Origin of the sequence: Streptomyces sp. NBC_00539 (assembly GCF_036346105.1) — a bacterium.
Taxonomy (GTDB): Bacteria; Actinomycetota; Actinomycetes; order Streptomycetales; family Streptomycetaceae; genus Streptomyces.
On record NZ_CP107811.1, the window covers coordinates 1,895,213 to 1,911,814 of the forward strand.

General features: G+C 71.2%; 18 protein-coding genes. 6 read left to right on the forward strand and 12 right to left on the reverse strand.

Annotated elements, in window-relative coordinates; translation table 11 throughout:
- Positions 1 to 60 precede the first annotated feature (60 nt).
- On the reverse strand, positions 61 to 2,109 hold the full coding sequence (locus OG861_RS08195) for an APC family permease (RefSeq protein WP_330261630.1): 2,049 nt from the start codon (positions 2,107 to 2,109) through the stop codon (positions 61 to 63).
- Positions 2,110 to 2,319: 210 nt separating this feature from the next.
- Between OG861_RS08195 and OG861_RS08200 the strand changes: the two genes are divergently transcribed.
- Positions 2,320 to 2,988, forward strand: a complete 669-nt coding sequence (locus OG861_RS08200; RefSeq protein ID WP_329199016.1) for a potassium channel family protein — start codon at positions 2,320 to 2,322, stop codon at positions 2,986 to 2,988.
- Positions 2,985 to 3,647 (forward strand): potassium channel family protein, encoded by a 663-nt coding sequence (locus tag OG861_RS08205; protein WP_190186165.1) that lies wholly within the window; start codon positions 2,985 to 2,987, stop codon positions 3,645 to 3,647. The genes OG861_RS08200 and OG861_RS08205 overlap by 4 nt, the downstream gene beginning before the upstream one ends.
- Positions 3,648 to 3,789: 142 nt before the next feature.
- On the opposite strand, the gene OG861_RS08210 is transcribed toward OG861_RS08205, so the two are convergent.
- The 5 genes from OG861_RS08210 to OG861_RS08230 form a co-directional block, all read right to left on the reverse strand.
- The gene (locus OG861_RS08210; protein WP_329199013.1) at positions 3,790 to 4,548 is read right to left on the reverse strand and encodes a DUF3159 domain-containing protein; all 759 of its coding nucleotides are present in this window, start codon (positions 4,546 to 4,548) and stop codon (positions 3,790 to 3,792) included.
- 3 nt (positions 4,549 to 4,551) lie between these two features.
- Positions 4,552 to 4,971, reverse strand: coding sequence for an OB-fold nucleic acid binding domain-containing protein (locus tag OG861_RS08215; protein ID WP_329199011.1), 420 nt, complete (start codon positions 4,969 to 4,971; stop codon positions 4,552 to 4,554).
- Positions 4,972 to 5,342: 371 nt separating this feature from the next.
- A complete protein-coding gene (locus tag OG861_RS08220; RefSeq protein WP_329199009.1) occupies positions 5,343 to 6,128 on the reverse strand; it encodes a DUF3710 domain-containing protein in 786 nt (261 codons plus the stop codon).
- A 1-nt stretch (position 6,129) separates the two neighbouring features.
- The gene (gene dut / locus OG861_RS08225) at positions 6,130 to 6,666 is read right to left on the reverse strand and encodes a dUTP diphosphatase (RefSeq protein ID WP_190186170.1); all 537 of its coding nucleotides are present in this window, start codon (positions 6,664 to 6,666) and stop codon (positions 6,130 to 6,132) included.
- Positions 6,666 to 7,250 carry a PaaI family thioesterase gene (locus OG861_RS08230; protein ID WP_329199005.1) on the reverse strand — a complete coding sequence of 195 codons (585 nt, stop codon included), beginning with the start codon at positions 7,248 to 7,250 and terminating at the stop codon, positions 6,666 to 6,668. The genes dut and OG861_RS08230 overlap by 1 nt, the downstream gene beginning before the upstream one ends.
- A 58-nt stretch (positions 7,251 to 7,308) precedes the next feature.
- Between OG861_RS08230 and OG861_RS08235 the strand changes: the two genes are divergently transcribed.
- Complete coding sequence (locus tag OG861_RS08235) at positions 7,309 to 7,773, forward strand: DUF3093 domain-containing protein (RefSeq protein WP_330261631.1); 465 nt, start codon at positions 7,309 to 7,311, stop codon at positions 7,771 to 7,773.
- A 25-nt stretch (positions 7,774 to 7,798) separates the two neighbouring features.
- Here the strand turns inward: OG861_RS08235 and OG861_RS08240 are convergent, their stop codons facing one another.
- The 4 genes from OG861_RS08240 to OG861_RS08255 all read right to left on the reverse strand — a co-directional run bounded on the left by OG861_RS08240 (position 7,799) and on the right by OG861_RS08255 (position 11,305).
- The gene (locus OG861_RS08240; RefSeq protein WP_330261632.1) at positions 7,799 to 8,710 is read right to left on the reverse strand and encodes a hypothetical protein; all 912 of its coding nucleotides are present in this window, start codon (positions 8,708 to 8,710) and stop codon (positions 7,799 to 7,801) included.
- Positions 8,711 to 8,722: 12 nt separating this feature from the next.
- Entirely contained in the window at positions 8,723 to 9,019 is a 297-nt protein-coding gene (locus OG861_RS08245; RefSeq protein WP_136212598.1) for a DUF4193 domain-containing protein, read from the reverse strand.
- 383 nt (positions 9,020 to 9,402) lie between these two features.
- Positions 9,403 to 10,647: a sensor histidine kinase gene (locus OG861_RS08250; RefSeq protein WP_329198998.1), complete on the reverse strand. Its 1,245-nt coding sequence runs from the start codon at positions 10,645 to 10,647 to the stop codon at positions 9,403 to 9,405.
- A gap of 4 nt (positions 10,648 to 10,651) precedes the next feature.
- A complete protein-coding gene (locus OG861_RS08255) occupies positions 10,652 to 11,305 on the reverse strand; it encodes a response regulator transcription factor (protein ID WP_030036265.1) in 654 nt (217 codons plus the stop codon).
- Positions 11,306 to 11,566: 261 nt separating this feature from the next.
- On the opposite strand from OG861_RS08255, the gene OG861_RS08260 reads away from it, so the two are divergent.
- Positions 11,567 to 11,734, forward strand: a complete 168-nt coding sequence (locus tag OG861_RS08260) for a hypothetical protein (protein ID WP_329198996.1) — start codon at positions 11,567 to 11,569, stop codon at positions 11,732 to 11,734.
- A gap of 173 nt (positions 11,735 to 11,907) precedes the next feature.
- Here the strand turns inward: OG861_RS08260 and OG861_RS08265 are convergent, their stop codons facing one another.
- Complete coding sequence (locus tag OG861_RS08265) at positions 11,908 to 12,726, reverse strand: inositol monophosphatase family protein (protein ID WP_330261633.1); 819 nt, start codon at positions 12,724 to 12,726, stop codon at positions 11,908 to 11,910.
- 14 nt (positions 12,727 to 12,740) lie between these two features.
- Entirely contained in the window at positions 12,741 to 13,880 is a 1,140-nt protein-coding gene (locus tag OG861_RS08270) for a ferrochelatase (RefSeq protein ID WP_330261634.1), read from the reverse strand.
- Between the two features lie 168 nt (positions 13,881 to 14,048).
- Between OG861_RS08270 and OG861_RS08275 the strand changes: the two genes are divergently transcribed.
- Positions 14,049 to 15,320, forward strand: coding sequence for an MFS transporter (locus OG861_RS08275; RefSeq protein WP_329198991.1), 1,272 nt, complete (start codon positions 14,049 to 14,051; stop codon positions 15,318 to 15,320).
- Entirely contained in the window at positions 15,253 to 16,599 is a 1,347-nt protein-coding gene (locus OG861_RS08280; protein ID WP_330261635.1) for a D-arabinono-1,4-lactone oxidase, read from the forward strand. The genes OG861_RS08275 and OG861_RS08280 overlap by 68 nt, the downstream gene beginning before the upstream one ends.
- The last annotated feature ends 3 nt before the right edge of the window (positions 16,600 to 16,602 follow it).

The following is a 16,602-nucleotide window of genomic DNA, read 5'->3' on the forward strand; positions in this document are numbered from 1 at the left end:
ACCGACCCACCAGTTTACGTGGATCTCGTCCGGCCGTTCGCCACACCGACCGCCCGGCGGCTACTTCCCCGCGCGGTCCTTCGACCGCGGGGTGTCCACCGGTCCGCGGCGCACGGCGCCGGGGGCGTTCCACTCCTGCCGCTTCTTCGCCCGCTTCTTCGCGAGCTCCGAGGACTCCAGCTGGTACGGCACCGAGGTCACCATGACACCGGGCGTGAACAGCAGCCGCCCCTTGAGCCGCAGCGCGCTCTGGTTGTGCAGCAGGTGTTCGTACCAGCGGCCGACGACGTACTCCGGGATGTAGACGCTGACCGCGTCGCGCGGGTTCTCGCTGCGCAGGCCCTTGACGTACTCCACCACCGGCCGGGTGATCTCGCGGTACGGGGAGTCGAGGATCTTGAGCGGCACGTTGATCCCGCGCCGCTCCCACTCCGCCTTGAGCGCCTTGGTCTCGGCCGCGTCGACGCTGATGCTGAGCGCCTCCAGGGTGTCGGAGCGGGTCAGCTTGGCGAAGGCCAGGGCGCGCAGCGTGGGCTTGTGCACCTTGGAGACCAGCACGATCGAGTGGACCCGCGAGGGCCGCACGCTGTCGTCGCTCGGCCCCTCGTCGGCGGCGATCTCGTCGGCGACGCGGTCGTAGTGCTTGCGGATGGCGGTCATGGTGCCGTAGAAGATCAGCATTCCCAGCAGGGCGACCCAGGCCCCGTGGGTGAACTTGGTGGCGAGGACCACGACCAGCACCAGGCCGGTGAAGAAGGCGCCGAAGGCGTTGATCGCGCGGGAGCGGAACATCCGGCGCCGCACGGCCTGGTCCTTCTCGGCCCTCAGGTGCCGGTTCCAGTGCCGGACCATACCGGTCTGGCTGAGGGTGAAGGAGACGAAGACGCCGACGATGTAGAGCTGGATCAGCTTGGTCGAGTCCGCGCCGTAGATCCAGATCAGCAGGACGGCGGCGCCCGCGAGCAGCACGATGCCGTTGGAGAAGGCGAGCCGGTCGCCGCGGGTGTGCAGCTGACGGGGCAGATAGCGGTCCTGGGCGAGGATCGAGCCCAGCAGCGGGAAGCCGTTGTAGGCCGTGTTGGCGGCCAGGAACAGGACGAGCGCGGTGGCGGCGGCGAGCACGATGAACAGGAAGCTGCCGTCGCCGAAGACGGCCTCGGCGACCTGGGAGATCACCGGGTTCTGCACGTACTCCGGTCCGACCGCCATGCCGTTGTGGAGCAGGTCCGTCGCGGGCTTCTCGGCCATCCTCACGTCGGTCGCCATCGCCAGGGCGATGATTCCGCAGAACATCGTCACGGCCAGCGCGCCCATCAGGGCGAGGGTGGTCGCGGCGTTCTTGCTCTTGGGCTTGCGGAACGCGGGCACGCCGTTGCTGATCGCCTCGACGCCGGTCAGTGCGGCACAGCCCGAGGAGAAGGCGCGCAGCAGCAGGAAGACCAATGCGAAACCGGCGAGTCCCTGGTGCTCCGCCTTGATCTCGAAATCGGCGGTGGGCGCCTTCATGGTCTCGTCGAGGACGAGGCCCCGCCAGGCACCCCACGCGATCATGATGAATACGCCCGCGACGAAGACATAGGTGGGAATCGCGAAGAGTCGCCCCGATTCCTTCATGCCGCGCAGATTCATCAACGTGAGGAGCAAGATCATCCCGATCGCGCAGAGCACTTTGTGCTCGACGACGAAGGGGATGGCGGAGCCGAGATTCTCCACTCCGGAGGCGATCGACACGGCGACGGTCAGGACGTAGTCGACCAGCAGCGCGCTCGCCACGGTGAGACCGGCCTTGGGCCCGAGGTTGGTGTTGGCCACCTCGTAGTCGCCGCCACCGCTCGGGTAGGCGTGGACGTTCTGCCGGTAGGACGCGACCACGGTGAACATCAGCACCACGACCGCCAGCGCGATCCAGGGACTGTAGCGGTACGCCGACACGCCCGCGATCGACAGGACCAGCAGCACCTCGCCCGGGGCGTACGCCACCGAGGAGAGCGGGTCCGAGGCGAAAACAGGTAGGGCGATCCGCTTGGGGAGGAGCGTTTCTCCGAGGCGGTCGCTGCGGAGCGCCCGGCCGATCAGGATCCGTTTGGGCACGTCGGTCAGTTTGGACACGCCAAGGATCGTAAGCGTTCGAAAACCGGCTGACGAACCCCCCGCCCCTATCAGCGGGCAATCACGCTCCAATGAGCCCCCGCTCGCAGCCCAAATGGTCACACTGGTGACCGCCCGTGTGTAGCTTGGGCCATGGTCTGAGACCCTGTTTAGCCAGAGCATGCAATGAGGCTGGTAACCAGCGAGCCGCTGTCAGCCGGAAGGACGGCCGTGCACATCGTCATCATGGGCTGCGGAAGGGTGGGCTCCGCCCTCGCGCAGACCCTGGAACAGCAGGGTCATACGGTCGCAGTCGTCGACCAGGACCCCACCGCATTCCGTCGACTGGGGGCATCGTTCGGCGGCCGCCGCGTGACCGGGGTCGGCTTCGATCAGGACACGCTGCGGGAGGCGGGCATCGAGGAGGCCGGCGCCTTCGCCGCCGTCAGCAGTGGTGACAATTCCAACATCATCGCCGCCCGCGTGGCCCGCGAGATGTTCGGCGTCGAGAACGTCGCCGCCCGCATCTACGACCCCAAGCGCGCCGAGGTCTACCAGCGCCTGGGCATCCCGACCGTGGCGACCGTGCGGTGGACGGCCGACCAGATGCTGCGCCGGCTGCTGCCCTCGGGCGCGGAGCCGCTGTGGCGCGACCCGAGCGGTGGTGTGCAGCTCGCCGAGGTGCACACCTCGGCGAGCTGGATCGGTCACAAGGTCAGCACGCTGCAGGACGAGACGGGCGTCCGCGTGGCGTTCCTCACCCGGCTGGGCGAGGCCATGCTGCCGACGTCGCAGACGGTCCTCCAAGAGGGCGACCTCGTCCACGTGATGATGCGCACGGACGAGATCGAGAAGGTCGAGGCGGTCTTCGCCCAGGGGCCCGAGGAGGCACACGCATGAGGGTCGCGATCGCCGGAGCCGGCGCCGTCGGCCGCTCCATCGCGGGCGAGCTGCTGGAGAACGGCCACGAGGTGCTGCTCGTCGACAAGGCGCCGACCGCCATCTCCGTGGAGCGCGTGCCGCAGGCCGAATGGCTGCTGGCCGACGCCTGCGAGATCACCTCGCTGGACGAGGCCGCGCTCCAGCGCTGCAACGTGGTCATCGCCGCCACGGGTGACGACAAGGTCAACCTGGTCGTCTCCCTGCTCGCCAAGACCGAGTACGGGGTGCCCCGCGTCGTGGCGCGGGTCAACAACCCGAAGAACGAGTGGCTCTTCAACGAGTCCTGGGGCGTCGACGTCGCGGTCTCCACGCCCCGCCTGATGTCGGCCCTGGTGGAGGAGGCCGTCAGCGTCGGCGACCTGGTGCGGCTGCTCCGGTTCAGCCACGGCGACGCCAACCTCGTCGAGTTGACCCTGCCGCCCGACTCCTCGGTCGCGGGCACGCAGATCAGCGAGATCAGCTGGCCCGAGGACACCTCGCTGGTCACGATCATCCGGGGCAACCGGGTGCTCACCCCGCACGGCGAGGAGACCCTGGAACCGGGCGACGAGCTGCTGTTCGTGGCCGCCCAGGCCCGCGAGGAGCAGCTGGAGGACCTCCTCCAGGCCCGTCACTGACGCCCCGCACACGCGCGAAGGGGCCGCCGACCACATGTGTGGCCGGCGGCCCCTTCGCCGTCTCGGCGAGACTTCGCCGTCTCGGCGCACCCGTTGCGGGCTCGGTGGCCCAGGCTCCGTCCCGGGAGTCCGGCCCCGGCGGTTACGCCCGTCGCTCGCGCGCCGCGGCCTTCGCCGCCTTCTCGGCGGCCTCCTCGGCCTCGTACTCGGCGATGACGTCGATCGGCGGGGGCGCCTTCGCCAGGAACACCCAGGTGAAGTACACCGCGAGCACCATCGGCGGCAGCTTGAGCGCGATCAGCACCCACCCGAGCTGGGTCGCGTCCCCCCACCAGTACAGCGGGAAGAGGATCGCGTACTTGGCGAGGAAGATGATCCCCCACGCCAGGCTGGCCTTGGTGTACGCCTTCTTGCGCCCGGGGTTGCGCGTGCGCCAGGACAGGTTCTCCTTGAACACCGGCCCGAGGATGACTCCGAGCAGCGGGAAGCCGATCAGCGCCGAGAGCGTGAAGGCCACCCCCAGCCCCGCCCCGTAGATCATGCCGGGCAGGTAGAAGCCCTTGGCGGTGCCGGTGAAGAGGGCGAAGGCCACACCCACGCCGACGCCGAAGACGCCGCTGAACGCGTGCTTGACGGTGTCCTTGCGCAGCAGCCGCACGATCACCAGCACGACCGCGACGACGGCCGCCGCGATGGCGGACATCACCACGTTCTTGTTGATCGTGTAGATCATCACGAAGAGCAGGCCGGGGAGCATCGTCTCCACGGTGCCCCGGATGCCGCCGAAGGCGTCGAAGAGCGCTGCCTGCGTCGCCGCCTTCTGGTCGTCGGCGGGGTCGGCCTGGCCGCCCGGGCCGGCGCCGTCCGGGGCGGGGGTGTTCGGTTTGTCGAGTGACGTCACCGGCTAGTGCTCCTGTCCGAGCGGTCGGAGTTCGTACTTCGGGTTGAAGAGGACCCGGCGCCCGTGACTCATCGCGATCCGTCCGGAGGCGATCATGCGCCGCCCGGGCTCGATTCCCACGATCGAGCGACGCCCGAGCCACACCACGTCCAGCGCGGCGGAGCCGTCGAACAGCTCCGCCTCCAGGGCGGGCACGCCGGCCCGCGGGCGCAGGGTGACCGTCCGCAGGGTACCGGTCACCTTGACTATCTCGCGGTCGTAGGAGTCGCAGATCCGCGTGCATCCCGCGGCTTCTGCGTCCTGCTGCAGCTCCGCCGAATGCAGCTCCTCCTGGGAGGTGGAAAGACGCTCGATCATCCGGCGGAACCGGCCCGCCGGCCTGGCCGGTTTCGCGGGCTTCTCGGGACGCGGTTCAGCACTCATACAGGAAGCGTACCGGCGTGCCCGCCACCTCTCGAAGCAGTACCCCGTGCCCGGTCCGGTGAGGAAGTGCCGCGGGTGCGGGGGTCCGCCCCGAGCTTGCGGCGCGGCTGCCCCCGGGAGACCCGCGGGTGGTTGCTCCCGGCCCCCGGGGTCCCGGTCCGCTGCCGGCCGTGGTGCGCGACGCAGCCGACGACGCGGTCACCCGCCCCCGCGGGCCCGGAAGGCCCCCGGGGCGCGCGTAGGCCCGCCAAGACGCGCGAAGGCACGCCGGGACGCGCGAAGGCACGCCGGGACGCGCGAAGGCCGGTGGGCCGCACCCGCGAGGGATACGGCCCACCGGCCCGAAAGCGAGGAGCAGGAGGAGCGGAGGGTCAGCGGACCTCGGTGATCTCCGGCCCGCGCTCCAGCTGGCCCATGTCACCGCCGAAGCGGGAGCCCTCCGCCTCACCGGTCTGCTGCACGCCGTCCGGCACCATCTGGGCGTCGTTCGGCAGCTTGAGGACGATCGGGTCGCGGGGCGCCATCGGGCCCTCACCGCGCACGACGACGGTGTCCCGGAAGATCTGCTCCAGCACACCGCCGGCCTCGGGGCGCACCGCCGCCTGGCCGGAGATGACGCCGCGCAGGAACCAGCGCGGGCCGTCGACGCCGACGAACCGCACCAGCTGCGCACCGGTCTGCCCGTCGGGCAGCGGTACGGGCACCTGCGCGCGCAGCTCCCAGCCCAGGGGGCCCTCGACCTCGTCGATGATGCCGCCCTGCTGGGTGATGCCCGCGGCGATCTCCTCGCGGACCTCGCCCCAGATGCCTTCCTTCTTGGGCGCGGCGAAGGCCTGCAGCTGCACGGCGCTGTCGCCCAGGACGACGGTCGCGGCGACGATGGCGTCACCCGCGACCTCCACGCGCAGCTCCATGCCCTCGACACCGGGTACGAGGATGCCGCCGAGGTCGACCCGGCCGTCTTCCGGCTTGCCGGGCACTTCGGAAACGTCCCAGGGGCCGTCGGGCCGGGGCGCCGGCGGCAGGTTCACTCGGCGGGGCGTGGCGTCGTCGAGCTGGTCGGCGTCGTTCTGCTCATCGCCGTGCTCGTTCTCGACGACCTGCTCGGCCGCGCCGCCGTCGTTGACGGAGTCGTTCTTCTTGCGACGTCCGAACACGTCACTGTCCTTCCCGGTCGGTTACGACCGAAGCGTAGCCATTCCCACCCTGCTGACCAGCTCCGGATCCGGCCACGGCCGCATGACCGCCGGTGGAGCCGAAACCCCCCTCGGCCCGGGCCGAGCCGGGAAGTTCCGCCACCTCGTGGAAGCGCACCTTCTCGACCCGCTGGACAACCAGCTGGGCAATGCGGTCGAAACGCTCGAACCTGACGCTCTCGCGCGGGTCGAGATTGACCACGATCACCTTGATTTCCCCACGGTACCCGGCATCCACCGTCCCCGGGGCATTCACCAGCGCGAGCCCGCAGCGGGCGGCCAGGCCCGAGCGGGGGTGCACGAAGGCGGCGTACCCGTCGGGCAGGGCGATCGAGACGCCGGTGGGCAGTACGGTCCGCTCACCGGGCGCCAGCTCGGCGGCCTCGGTGGTCACCAGGTCGCAGCCCGCGTCGCCGGGATGGCCGTAGGAGGGCAGCGGCACCTCGGGGTCGACGCGGCGGATCAGCACGTCGACCGGTGCGCGGTCGTTCTGAGTCATCAGGGGTTCACCTCGAAGGCGCGCGAGCGCCTGACCTGGTCCGGGTCTGCCATTGCCGCCCGGATCTCCTCGGGCCTTCCGTTGTCGATGAAGTGGTCGACCTTCACCTCGATGAAGAGGGCGTCGGCGCGCACGGCGACGGGGCCCTGCGGGCCTCCTATTCGGCCGACCGCGGTGGAGTAGATCTTCCGCCCGGCGACGGCGGTGACCTCGGCCTCCAGGTACAGCACGGTGCCCAGGGGGACCGGCCGGACGAAGTCGGTCTCCAGCCGCCCGGTCACCGCGATGACGCGCAGCAGCCAGTTCAGCGAGCCCAGCGTCTCGTCGAGCGCGGTGGCCAGTACGCCTCCGTGCGCGAGACCGGGCGCGCCCTGGTGGGCGGGCTTGACGGTGAACTCGGCGGTGACGCTCACGCCCTCGCCCGCCCTGGCCTCCAGGTGGAGCCCGTGCGGCTGGCCCCCGCCACAGCCGAAACAGTGCTCGTAGTGCGCACCGAGGAGTTCGCCGGGTGCCGGCGCGTCGGGGTGCCGGACTGGCGCCGTGGCGTCGGCCGGGGGCGTCAACGCTGTGTTTCGTCCACTCACAGCCGCTGACCTTACCCGCGCGGCTACCCGCGGGTCGCCCCGTGGCAGGCTTGAGGCCATGCAGCTCTCCCCCGCGCACCACGACGAACGCCTGACCGCCCCGCGCTCCTGGTGGGCCATCGCCGTACTCACCGGCCTGGCGTGCGCCCTGATGCTGCTCCCGCTGGGCACGCTGCCGCTGCTGGCCGGGCTGGTCGGAGGTACGGCGCTGACGGGGATGCTGGTGAGTTCGTACGGCTCCGCGCGCGTGCGCGTGGTGAACGGTGCGCTGGCGGCGGGCGAGGCCCGGATCCCGGTGGCGGCGCTGGGCGAGCCGGAGGTCCTGGACGCGGAGGAGGCCCGGGCCTGGCGCACCTACAAGGCCGACACCCGCGCGTTCATGCTGCTGCGCAGCTACGTCCCGACGGCGGTCCGCGTCGAGGTCACGGACCCGGCGGATCCGACCCCGTACGTCTACCTCTCCACCCGTGAGCCCGAGGCACTGGCGGCGGCGATCCGCTCGGCGCGGACGCAGGCCGGCTGACGGCTCTCCCGGGTCCGGCGGCCGGCTAGCGGCGCTCTTCGGGGTCCGTCCCCTCGATGGCGGCCCTGGCGGCCTCGGGAAGGGGCCCTGGCGCCCGCTCAAGGGGCGGCAGCGCGGAGAGGGCGTCCCAGGACACGGCGCGCGCCCGCAGGTCGTCCCGGACCTTGTGGGCGAGTTTGCGGGTGTCGCGGCGGTTCATGACGGCGCCGACGGCCGCGCCCACCATGAAGGGAATCAGGTTCGGCATGTTGCGGACCATCCGCTTGGTGATCTGCTGCCGCAGTTCGCGCTTCATCTGACCGCCCAGCGCCGCGTTCAGCGTCGTCGGCTTGGTCAGGTCCACGCCGCGCTCCTCCGTCCAGGACGTGAGGTAGGCGAAGGTGCGCTCCATGAGGTTCCCGGGGGGCCGCAGCCCGTAGACCTCGTGGAGTTCGGCGATCAGTTTCAGCTCGATCGCGGCGACCCCGGTGACCTCCGCCGCCAGTTCCGCCGGCATCGCGGGCGGCACGGGCAGCATCGCCGCGGCGCCGACACCGGCTCCGACGGCGGACGTGGCGTGGGCGGCGCCGGCGATCAGCTTGTCGGCGAGCCGGTCGGGGTCGAGGCCCGGGAACTGCGCGCGCAGGGTCGCGAGGTCCCGAACCGGAACGCGCGGTGCGTTCTCGATGACGCGTTCGGCGATGTACAGGGCGACCGCCCTGGAACCTGCGCCGCCCTTGCGCACACCGTTCTTGACGGCTTGCATCCGACGGGTCCCGGACGTGCGGGGCCCGTCGTCGGCCACCGTGGCCGGCGGCACCGCGGGGGCGGTGTCGGAGGGCACGGCGGGATCGCCGGAGGTCACGCGGCCCGCCTCCGAGCCCGTTTCCACCCGCGTCTCCGCTGGATCACCAGACTTCCGGAAGCGGTGCTTCCGGAAGGGCGACGACCCCTTCACGGCCGAGGCCTCTCAGTCGCAGTCGCGACAGATCGGCTGGCCGTTCTTCTCGCGCGCCAGCTGGCTGCGGTGGTGCACCAGGAAGCAGCTCATGCAGGTGAACTCGTCGGCCTGCTTGGGCAGGACCCGGACGGCCAGCTCCTCGTTGGAGAGGTCGGCACCGGGAAGCTCCATGCCCTCCGCCGCGTCGAAGTCGTCCACGTCCACATTCGAGTGGGACTTCTCGTTGCGTCGAGCCTTCAGCTCTTCGATGCTGTCGTTGTCTACGTCGTCGTCGGTCTTGCGCGGAGTGTCGTAGTCCGTTGCCATGGTTCGCTCTCCCCCTCTGGGATTTAGCGGTGTCTCAGCGCACGTAACGCGCGAGAGGCCGGACTTGTGCCCGACCTGAGGCGGAGATTTTGCCTCACATCAAGGTCTGTTACTCAATCGACACCCAGCCGGGCCCCCGAAGGAGCTTGTGGCTGGGATGACGACCGGGACCGTACACGGTCCGGAGGCCGCCTTGCACAAACGCCACCCCGTGTATTTCCCGCCATTTGGGGGGCCGGAAACCCGGACTTCCCGGGCTTTCCGGCCCCCTTGGGGTCACGGAACGCGCACGGCCGGACACTCGCCCATGTGATCGATCACACAGCGACCATCTGACCGGTGGGCCAAGAATTCAGCCGATAGCGAACGCAGGCGCGTCCTGGTCACAAGGGCAACGTGACACGCATCACGAGGCCACCGCCCTCCCGGGGCGTCGCCTGGATGCGGCCGCCGTGTGCGCGCGCCACGGAGCGCGCGATGGACAGACCGAGCCCCACACCCTTGTCGCTGCCCGTTCGCTCCGTACGCAGCCGCCTGAACGGCTCGAAGAGGTTGTCCACCTCGTACGCGGGAACCACGGGACCCGTGTTCGATACGAGCAGCACCGCCTGGCCGTGCTGGACCTCGGTCGTGACCTCCACCCAACCGCCCTCCGGCACGTTGTAGCGGACGGCGTTCTGCACCAGGTTCAAGGCGATCCGCTCCAGCAGCACGCCGTTGCCCTGGACGACGGCGAGCGACCGCTCGCCGCGGATCTCCACGCCCTTCGCCGCGGCCTCCGCCCGCGCCTGGTCGATGGCGCGCGAGGCGACCTCAGCCAGGTCCACGGGCTTGCGCTCGACGATCTGGTTCTCGCTGCGGGCCAGCAGCAGCAGCCCCTCGACCAGCTGCTCGCTGCGCTCGTTGGTGGCCAGGAGCGTCTTGCCGAGCTGCTGGAGTTCCACCGGCGCCCCGGGGTCGGAGAGGTGCACCTCCAGCAGCGTCCGGTTGATCGCGAGCGGTGTGCGCAGCTCGTGCGAGGCGTTCGCGACGAACCTCTGCTGGGCGGTGAAGGCCCGCTCCAGCCGGTCGAGCATCTCGTCGAAGGTGTCGGCGAGCTCCTTGAGCTCGTCGTCCGGCCCGTCCAGCTCGATCCGCCGGGTCAGGTCGGTGCCCACCACCCGGCGGGCGGTGCGGGTGATCTTGCCCAGCGGCGAGAGGACCCGGCCGGCCATCGCGTAGCCGAAGGCGAAGGCGATGATGCTCAGGCCCAGCAGCGCCATCAGCGACCGGCTCAGCAGGTCGTCGAGGGCGTGCCGGCGCTGGTCGAAGATGCACTGGCTGATCGCCGAGTAGAACTGGTCGAAGGACATGTCGGCGCCCACGCCGGAGCAGGTCGTACTGGTGACCTCGATCTTCGTACCGCCGACGATCTTGAAGGGCAGGGCGTTGCCCTCCCGCAGGGCCTGCGCCGCCAGCAGGTAGATGATCGACAGCAGCAGGATGCCCGCGATCAGGAACATCCCGCCGTAGAGCAGGGTGAGGCGTATGCGGATGGTCGGCCGCAGCCACGGGAAAGGACCCTCGGGCTGGCCGGGGTCCCAGGTCGGTTTCGGGGGTGCCGCTGGTGGCGCCGGAGTCGCTGCCATGGCGTCAGATCCGGTATCCGGAACCCGGCACGGTCACGATGACGGGCGGCTCCCCGAGCTTGCGGCGCAAGGTCATGACCGTCACGCGCACCACGTTCGTGAACGGGTCGGTGTTCTCGTCCCAGGCCTTCTCCAGCAGCTGCTCGGCGGAGACCACGGTCCCCTCGCTGCGCATCAGGACCTCCAGCACCGCGAACTCCTTCGGCGCCAGCTGCACCTCCCGGCCCTCGCGGAACACCTCGCGCCGGTTCGGGTCCAGCTTGATCCCGGCGCGCTCCAGCACGGGCGGCAGGGCGACCGTCGTACGCCGGCCCAGGGCGCGCACGCGGGCGGTCAGCTCGGTGAAGGCGAACGGCTTGGGCAGGTAGTCGTCCGCCCCGAGCTCCAGCCCCTCGACCCGGTCACTGACGTCCCCGGAGGCGGTCAGCATGAGCACGCGCGTCGGCATGCCGAGCTCCACGATCTTGCGGCAGACGTCGTCGCCGTGCACCAGCGGGAGGTCCCGGTCGAGTACGACCACGTCGTAGTCGTTCACTCCGACGCGCTCCAGGGCCGCGGCGCCGTCGTACACGACGTCCACGGCCATGGCCTCCCGGCGCAGGCCGGTGGCCACCGCATCGGCGAGCAGCTGCTCGTCCTCGACGACGAGTACGCGCACGTCGTTTCCTTCCTTCGAGCCCAGAAGGGCACACGTGTATTGCGTCGCCCATCCTGCCCGTTTCGGCGGTAAACCGGCTGTAAGGCGCCATGGGCCCCCCGCAGCGGCCGATTCCGTACGGACGGTTGCGACGATTCGATGGACTCACGAGGTTTCTGCGCCCAGGGTGCCGGGGAGGACGAGGGAACACCCCATCCACTCCTGACGGCGGACTGCCACGGGCAGCACCGCCGCGACCCACGAAGAGGGGGCGCACCCACCATGGACGCATTCACCGCGGGTCTCCTGCAGCGCATCAGGGCCACGCAGTCGGACCTCAGCAAGGCCCGTGCGACGGGCGACGACTACCTCGCGGACGTGGAACAGGCCGAGCTGGAGGACCTCCAGCGCCTCGCGGCCGAGCACGGCGTTCCGGTCACCGCTGCCTGACCGGGAGCTGCCCGACCGTAGGCACCTGACGGAGAGCCGCCCGACCGAAGGCACCTGACGCAGAGCCGCCCGACCGAAGGCCCGACCGACACTTCTCGAACCCCGGTACTCCTTCCTGGATCCCGGCCGCCCCAGGGCGGCCGGGATCCACTCACGTCCGGGACCGTCCGCGGTCAGTCGTGCCAGGCCCCGGCTTCCTCCAGCAGCGGCTGCAGCGAGGCGAACACGGCGGGGGTGGCGGCCAGCGCCAGCTCCCCCGAGGCCGGCTCGTCCGGCCGGCCACCCGTCAAGGCGCCGGCCTCCCGGGCGATGAGCGCGCCCGCGGCGAGGTCCCAGGGGTTCAGCCCCCGCTCGTAGTACCCGTCCAGCCGCCCGGCGGCGACGTCGCAGAGGTCCAGGGCCGCCGATCCGGCGCGGCGGATGTCCCGCACCCGCGGCAGGATCCGCCGCACCACCTCCGCCTGCTGCTCCTTGCGGTCCTGGAGGTAGGCGAACCCGGTGGCCACCAGTGCCTGGTCCAGCGGCGCGGCCGCGCGGCACCGCAGCCGGACGTCCCCCTGCCAGGCCCCTGCGCCGAGCACGGCGTGGTACGTCTGGGCGCGCATCGGCGCCGCCACCACCCCGACCACCGTCTCGCCGCGGTACTCGGCGGCGATCGACACGCTCCAGCTGGGCAGCCCGTACAGGTAGTTCACGGTGCCGTCCAACGGGTCCACGACCCACCGCACGCCGCTCGTCCCGGGGCTGTCGGCGCCCTCCTCGCCGAGCAGCCCGTCATGGGGCCGGCGCTCCGCGAGGATGCCCGTGATCAGCTTCTCCGCCGCGATGTCCATCTCGGTCACCACGTCGATCGGGCTGGACTTGGTCGCCGCCACCGCAAGGTCCGCCGGCCGCCCGTCGCGCAGCAGCTCGCCCGCCTTCCGGGCGGCGTCGAGGCCCACCGCCAGCAGTTCCGCTTTCAGTGCGGCCGGGTCCTGTTCGTCGCTAACCATGCTCGTCCCACTCCCTACGCGTACGGACTGTCGACGCCCGCGGCCGCCGGCCGGGGTGCTCGCGCGGGACAGCAGCCCACCGCGCAGAGGTCGTGGCTGGGGCCGAGCGCCCCGAGCGCGCACCGCTCCACCGCTTCGCCGCGTTCGGCGGCGGCCCGTTCCAGCACGAGGTCCCGTACCGCCGCCGCGAACCGCGGGTCGGCGCCTACCGTCGCCGACCGGGCGACGGGCAGGTGCAGTTCGGCGGCCTTGGCCGTCGCCTCGGTGTCGAGGTCGTACAGGACCTCCATGTGGTCCGAGACGAAGCCGATCGGCACCATCACCACCGCCGGGGCGCCAGCCTCGTGCAGGGCCTCCAGGTGGTCGCAGATGTCGGGCTCCAGCCAGGGGATGTGCGGGGCGCCGCTGCGCGACTGGTAGACCAGCTCCCAGGGCAGTTCGGTGCCCGTCTCGGCGCGCACCGCGTCCGCGATGAGCCCCGCGACCTCCAGGTGCTGCCTGACGTACGCGCCGCCGTCGCCGTGCTCCTCGACGGGGCCGGAGGTGTCGGCGGCCGCGGTCGGGATGGAGTGGGTGGTGAACGCCAGGTGCGCGCCGGCGCGCACGTCCTGCGGCAGGGCGGCCAGCGAGGCGAGCACGCCCTCGACCATCGGCTGTACGAAGCCCGGGTGGTTGAAGTAGTGCCGCAGCTTGTCCACCCGGGGCAGCTCGGCCACGCCCTCCTCGGCCAGGGTGGCGAGCGCGTCGGCGAGGTTCTCCCGGTACTGGCGGCAGCCGGAGTACGAGGCGTACGCGCTGGTGGCGAGCACCGCGATGCGGCGGCGGCCGTCGGCGGCCATCTCCCGCAGCACGTCGGTGAGGTACGGCGCCCAGTTCCGGTTGCCCCAGTACACGGGCAGGTCCGGGCCGTGCTCGGCGAATTCCTTGCGCAGGGCGTCCAGGAGCTCGCGGTTCTGGCCGTTGATGGGGCTGACGCCGCCGAAGCGGAAGTAGTGCTGCCCGACCTCCTTGAGCCGTTCGCGCGGGATGCCGCGCCCGCGCGTGACGTTCTCCAGGAACGGCACGACGTCTTCGGGGCCCTCGGGGCCGCCGAAGGAGAGCAGCAGAAGGGCGTCGTAGGGGGCGGCGTCGGGGGCGCGGAGCTGGTCGGACATGCGTCGAATCCTGCCACCCAGGCGGCCGCGGCGGGAAACGGACCCGGCGGCCGACATGACGCGGCCCACGGGTAAGGTCACCCTTAGTAAGTCCGTTTCCTCGCCATGCGGGTGCCTTGTCGGCGGTCGTAACCTGTTCAGGCCTTTGACATCCCCTACGGAGGGCCCGTGCCCAGTCCCTACCGCGCGATCTTCGCCGCCCCAGGCACCAAGGGGTTCAGCGCAGCCGGGTTCATCGGCCGCATGCCGCTCTCCATGGTGGGCGTCGGCATCCTGACCATGATCTCGGAGATCACCGGCCGCTACGGGCTGGCGAGCGCGCTCACCGGAGCCCTGGCCCTCTCCGCCGCGGCGGTCGGCCCCCAGATCTCCAAGCTGGTCGACCGCTACGGGCAGCGGCGGGTGCTGCGCCCCGCGACCCTCTTCGCCGTCGCGTCGGTGGCCGGGCTCCTGATCGCCGCGGCGAACGGCTGGCCGGACTGGACCCTTTTCGTCTTCTCCGTCCTCGCGGGGTGCGTACCGAGCGTCGGCTCGATGGTCCGCGCCCGGTGGACGGCGATCTACCGGGACACCCCCAGCCTGCACACCGCGTACTCCTTCGAATCCGTGGTCGACGAGGTCTGCTTCATCTTCGGGCCGATCGTCGCCATCTCCCTGTCCACGACCTGGTTCCCGGAGGCCGGGCCGCTGGTCGCCGCGCTGTGCCTGCTGGTGGGCGTGTGGTGGCTGACGGCGCAGCGCGCCACGGAACCGGAGCCGCATCCGCACGACGAGCACGGGAACCGGTCGTCGGCCCTGCGCTCCCCGGGACTCCAGGTGCTCGTGGCCACGTTCGTGGCGACCGGGGCGATCTTCGGCTCGATCGACGTCGCCACGCTCGCCTTCGCCGACGAGCGCGGCCACAAACCGCTCGCGAGCGTGATCCTCGCCGTGTGGGCCCTCGGCTCCTGCCTCGCCGGGATCGTCTTCGGCCTGCTGCACCCCAAGGGGACGGCCGAACGTCGATGGGTACTGGGCATCTGTGCGATGGCCGTGAGTATGATCCCCCTCCTACTGGCCGGGAACTTGCCGTTTCTGGCCGTGGCGCTCTTCGTCTCGGGCCTCGCCATCGCTCCCACGATGATCACCACGATGGCCCTGATCGAGGCGCACGTACCCCGCGCGAAGCTGACCGAGGGCATGACCTGGATCAGCACCGGCCTCGCGGTCGGTGTCGCGGTCGGCTCCTCCGTGGCCGGCCTGGTCATCGACGCGGCCGGCGCCAGGAGCGGGTACGTCGTCTCCATATCGGCGGGAGCGGCCGCGGCCGCGGTGGCGTTCGCGGGTTACCGCCGGCTGACGAGGCCGGCGCAAGGGGAGGAGCCAGCTACCGATGGGGACGGCGACAGCAGGGCGGAACGGGCGGGCAGGGGCGGCGGGGACGCCGGCCGCGTGGCGTAACTGGGCGGGGAACGTCAGCGCGACGCCCGTGCGGGTGGTGACCCCGGCCTCGGTCGGGGAACTCCAGGAGGCGGTCCGCAGGGCCGCCGGGGACGGGCTGCGGGTGAAGGCGGTCGGCACCGGCCACTCCTTCACCGCGGCCGCCGCGACCGACGGGGTGCTCATCCGCCCCCAGGCGCTGCGGGGCATCACGGCGGTCGACCGGGCCGCCGGAACCGTCACGGTGGCGGCGGGCACGGTCCTCAAGGACCTGAACGCGGCCCTCGCCCGGGAAGGCCTGTCGCTCACCAACATGGGCGACATCATGGAACAGACGGTCGCGGGTGCGATCAGCACCGGCACCCACGGCACCGGCCGCGACTCGGCCTCCATCGCCGCCCAGATCCGCGCGCTGGAACTGGTCACCGCGGACGGCAGGCTGCTGACGTGCTCCGAGAAGGAGAACCCCGAGGTCTTCGCGGCGGCGCGGCTCGGCATCGGGGCGCTCGGCATCGTCACCTCGGTGACCTTCGCCGTCGAGCCGCTCTTCTTCCTGACCGCCCGTGAGGAGCCGATGGGCTTCGACCGGGTGACGGCCGAGTTCGACGAGCACGTCGCGGAGAACGAGCACTTCGAGTTCTACTGGTTCCCGCACACCGGCAACTGCAACACCAAGCGCAACAACCGCAGCCAGGGCCCGGCCGCCCCGCCCGGAGCGGTCAGCGCGTGGGTCGAGGACGAACTGCTGTCCAACGGCCTGTTCCAGGCGGTCAACTCGCTGGGCCGAGCCGTTCCCGCGGCCATCCCCTCCATCGCCCGCGTCGCGAGCCGCGCACTGTCGGCGCGGACCTACACCGACATCCCGTACAAGGTGTTCACCAGCCCGCGCCGGGTGCGTTTCGTGGAGATGGAGTACGCCCTTCCGCGCGAGCGCGCCGTCGGGGCCCTGCGGGAGCTCAAGGCGATGGTCGACCGTTCCGACCTGCGGATCAGCTTCCCCGTGGAGGTGCGGACGGCTCCGGCGGACGACATCACCCTGTCCACGGCCTCGGGGCGCGAGACGGCGTACATCGCGGTGCACATGTACAAGGGCACGCCGTACCAGGCGTACTTCACCGCGGCCGAGCGGATCTTCACCGCGCACGAGGGGCGGCCGCACTGGGGCAAGGTGCACACCCGGGACGCCGAGTACTTCGCCCGGCTCTACCCGCGCTTCGGCGAGTTCACCGCCCTGCGCGACCGGCTGGATCCGGACCGGCTGTTCGGCAACGACTACCTGAGGCGGGTCCTGGGCGCCTGACGG